The sequence below is a fragment of the Lactobacillus sp. 23-2 genome (genome assembly GCF_044902225.1).
GTDB lineage: Bacteria > Bacillota > Bacilli > Lactobacillales > Lactobacillaceae > Lactobacillus > Lactobacillus absianus.
Window position 1 is genome coordinate 1 of the sequence record NZ_JAOQBX010000103.1, and the last position, 233, is coordinate 233.

Annotated in this window: 1 protein-coding gene; it reads left to right on the forward strand. The window is 45.9% G+C overall.

Annotation, left to right across the window (positions count from 1 at the left end; genetic code table 11):
- On the forward strand, positions 1 to 233 hold a 233-nt coding region (locus tag OCH80_RS10345; protein ID WP_404540702.1), incomplete at both ends, for a hypothetical protein.

Here is a 233-nt window from a genome sequence, read left to right on the forward strand (position 1 = left end):
TCAGATTCGGATGCTGATTCACTTTCAGATTCTGAAGTTGAGACGCTCTCCGATTCGGACTCTGATTCACTCTCGGAGTCGGAAATTGAGCTGCTTTCGGATTCAGACTCTGACTCGCTTTCAGATTCGGATGCTGATTCACTTTCGGATTCTGAAGCTGATTCGCTTTCTGACTCTGAAGTTGAAATGCTTTCGGACTCGGATGCTGATTCGCTTTCAGACTCTGAAGTTGA